Raw genomic sequence first — 3,412 nt, 5'->3', positions numbered from 1 at the left:
TTATATATCAAAAAGGAGATACAACTATGAAACCATTTAGTATTAGCGAAATATATGTAAATAAAAATAATTTGAAATCAATTGATATTAATCCTTTACCTCAAAAATATTGTAGTTTTGATTGCGTATTTTGCGATTTAGGAAGAACAGATATTATTACAGAAGATATTTTTTCTTTTAATGAAAATACAGATTTTATAAATAGATTAAATAAATTTATTATAGAAAATAGAATTGAGTATGTTTTTATTAATCCTAATGGAGAAGCTTTAGCTAATAAAGAATTATTAGATATTATTAAACTGCTAAAAGAAAAAAATATAAAAATTAAATTACTGGGAAATGGATATATATTTTCAGATTTAAAGTATAGAGAAATATTAGAAAATTGTGATGAAGTTATTGGAGAACTTTGTGTAACAGAAAATGAAGATTTCAAAAAGTTTTTAAGACCTGTAGATGGATATACAATAGAGAAATATATAAGTAACTTAAAAGAGTTTAGAAAGTTTTATAAGGGAAAATTTATTTTAGATATAACTTTAATTAATAAATGTTGTGAAAGAGAAGATTATTTTGAAAAAATGAATAATTTTATTAAAGAATTAAAGCCAGATGAGGTATTTTTTGAAACAACAAGGGGCAAATATAGTATTTTAGCTGTTGATAGTAAACTCGTTGAAAAATTAAATAAAATTGAGAGATATAATAGATAATCTCTATATAAATAATATGAGCTAGAAGTAAAAACTAGCTCTTTTTAATATTTAAACTGTGGTCAATTTAAATTATTTTAGTTAGTTTTTAATATACTAACATATCCGCTGTAAACAAACTCTTCATTACCACAAGCACATTTTCCTATATTTTTAGTTTCTAAGTTATTACTTGAACCACTTATGAAATATTGAACTTTAGGATTAAAAATTTTAGATAAATTACATTTTGTACAAACGAAAGTGGGTACTTTATATTCTATTAAATTTTCTATTTTTGAAAGTTTCATAAGAATTCCCCCTTATATCACTTGACCACAGCAATATGAGTATACTTTGTAAATGCTAGAAAATCAAATAATTATATTAATAAAATTAATATATAAAAAAGAGACCTTGGTAAAGTAAAGGTCTCTAAAATAAAATAATGGTCGATCACTATTTATGGTATATACCTTTTTTGCAAAAAAAACAAGTTTTTTTTAGTGATAGAAATATTTAACTTTAAAAAGTGGAGGAAAATATGGAAAATAAAAAAAGTAATCGTTTGTTTTTTAAAAAAATTAAAGATACTGATATTGAAAAATTAAAATCTATTTTGCAAAATAAAGATTTAATGTTAATAGGCTGGAGAAAAATATATTCAGATGATGAAGTAAACAAATGGTTAGAAAAAATACAAAATCAATATTCCAAATATGGTTTTAGTTATTATTTTATACATGAAATAGTAACTGAAAATTTAGTTGGATTAATAGGTATTCTTCCAGTTGATATAAAGAATATAGAGTATATAGAATTGGCGTATATTATAAAGAAAGAATATTGGGGACAAGGATATGCTTTAGAAAGTGGAATTGTAGCAATTGATTTTATATTTAATAATTTAAATATAGATAAAGTTATTGCTCAAATTCTTCCAGAAAATATATCTTCAAAAAAAGTAGTTGAAAAATTAGGAATGACAAAAATTAATAGTTATATTAGAATTCAAAATGGTGAAAAGAAACTTCACTCTATCTATAGTCTTAATAAAGAATATAATTTAAAAAAATTAAATTGCAGGGATGTAATAAAAATCGTATAATAGCTACAGTTGTGCTATTTAAGATGATTTGAAAGAGGAAAGATGGGAAGAATAATGAGTAATATTATTTTACTAGGCGAGGAAAATAAAAGGTATATTTACTTTAAAAAAGCTGCCGAAACATATAACATTTCTGTGGATCTTTTAAAATGGGAGGCTTTTTCTTTAGATAAAATAAAAGGAAAAGTTAAGATTGATCCACCTATATATACTGATAAAAATATAAAAGAACATAGTATATCTTTAAAACTATATAGAGAAAATTTAAAAAGATTATCAAATATGGAAAATATAACTTTTTTAAACTCTCCAAAAGTTATTTTAGATCTTTTAGATAAAGAAGAATCTAAGGAGAGATTAATTAAAAAAGGGATAAAGGTAACTCCTAATATTGAGATAAAAGCTAAAAATTTTAAAGAGGTATATAATCAATTAAAATTATTAAAGCTAAATAGAGTTTTTATAAAGCCAAGATATGGATCAGGAGCAATGGGAATTATTGCTATGAAGTTAAATTTTAAAAAAGATGATGTAATCCTTTATACAACTTTTAAAGAGAGTAATAGGGAACTATTTAATACAAAAGAGATTAATAAAGTTTTTGGTTTTGAAAAATCAGAAAACTTATTTAATTTACTTTTTGATTTTTTAAATGGAGAACTTATTTTTGAAAAATGGCTACCTAAAGATAAATATGAAAATCAAAATTATGATTTAAGAGTATTATATAGTAATAAAAAAATTGTGCATATTATTGGAAGAGCAAGTGCTGGACCGATAACAAATCTTCATTTGAATAATGGAAGTATTAATGTGGAAAAGTTAAATTTAAATGAAGAAATTTTAAAAAAATTAGAAGTATTAGGAACTGATATTTTTGAAATTTTTTCAGATTTAAAAGTTGTAGGTGCTGATATATTAATAACCCCTAAAAAGGAGATTTTTGTAATAGAATTAAATGGTCAAGGTGATCAATTATATTCTGATATGTATAATGAAAATAAAATTTATAAAGAGCAGATTAAGGAGTTATTAAATTATGAATAAAGATGAATTAGAAGTACCAAGAGATGGAGTAAAAGGTAATAGAAAAGTAACAGTTGACATGAGAGAGATTATAGGTTCTCACAATATTCTTTTTCTATGTTTAGATACATTGAGATATGATGTGGCAAAAGAAGCTGAGGAAAAAAATCTTATTCCCAATATAAATAAATATGGAAAATGGGAGAAAAGACATGCTCCTGGAAACTTTACGTATCCATCACATCATGCTATGTTTTCAGGATTTTTTCCAAGTCCAGCAGAGCCAACAGCAATATTTGACAGAGAGCATCTTTTTTTTCCTAAGAAAATAGGTGTTTCAAATATAGTACCAGAAACATCATTTGCATTTGAAGGTAGTACTATTATGGAGGGATTAGGGAAGATAGGATATACAAGTTATTGTATAGGTGGAGTTGCTTTTTTTGATAAAAGATCTGATATTGGAAGAGTTTTACCTTCATTATTTGAAAAAAGTTATTGGAGACCAAGCTTTGGATGTAATATAAAGGAAAGTTTTGAAAATCAAATAGAGCAAATAAAAAAATTAATGGATAAAGAGGAG

4 protein-coding genes and 1 pseudogene are annotated in these 3,412 nt (G+C 23.8%); 4 read left to right on the top strand and 1 reads right to left on the bottom strand.

Features of this window, described 5'->3' with window-relative positions; all coding sequences use genetic code 11:
- Nucleotides 1-716: hypothetical protein (locus Q0V09_RS09415; protein WP_297488864.1), on the top strand; the 716-nt coding region annotated here is incomplete at its 5' end.
- Between the two features lie 77 nt (nucleotides 717-793).
- Here the strand turns inward: Q0V09_RS09415 and Q0V09_RS09410 are convergent.
- Nucleotides 794-1,006: a hypothetical protein gene (locus Q0V09_RS09410; RefSeq protein ID WP_297406058.1), complete on the bottom strand. Its 213-nt coding sequence runs from the start codon at nucleotides 1,004-1,006 to the stop codon at nucleotides 794-796.
- Nucleotides 1,007-1,239: 233 nt separating this feature from the next.
- On the opposite strand from Q0V09_RS09410, the gene Q0V09_RS09405 reads away from it, so the two are divergent.
- The 3 genes and pseudogenes from Q0V09_RS09405 to Q0V09_RS09395 all read left to right on the top strand — a co-directional run.
- Nucleotides 1,240-1,803, top strand: coding sequence for a GNAT family N-acetyltransferase (locus tag Q0V09_RS09405; RefSeq protein ID WP_297488861.1), 564 nt, complete (start codon nucleotides 1,240-1,242; stop codon nucleotides 1,801-1,803).
- Between the two features lie 42 nt (nucleotides 1,804-1,845).
- On the top strand, nucleotides 1,846-2,850 hold the full coding sequence (locus Q0V09_RS09400; protein WP_297488858.1) for an STM4014 family protein: 1,005 nt from the start codon (nucleotides 1,846-1,848) through the stop codon (nucleotides 2,848-2,850).
- A pseudogene (locus tag Q0V09_RS09395) lies at nucleotides 2,843-3,412 on the top strand (hypothetical protein); the annotation flags it as partial. The gene Q0V09_RS09400 and the pseudogene Q0V09_RS09395, both read left to right, overlap by 8 nt.

Source organism: uncultured Cetobacterium sp. (assembly GCF_947039425.1).
In the GTDB taxonomy this organism is placed as follows: domain Bacteria; phylum Fusobacteriota; class Fusobacteriia; order Fusobacteriales; family Fusobacteriaceae; genus Cetobacterium_A.
Note: the sequence above shows the minus strand (reverse complement) of the source record. Positions and strands in the feature narration are given on the sequence as shown.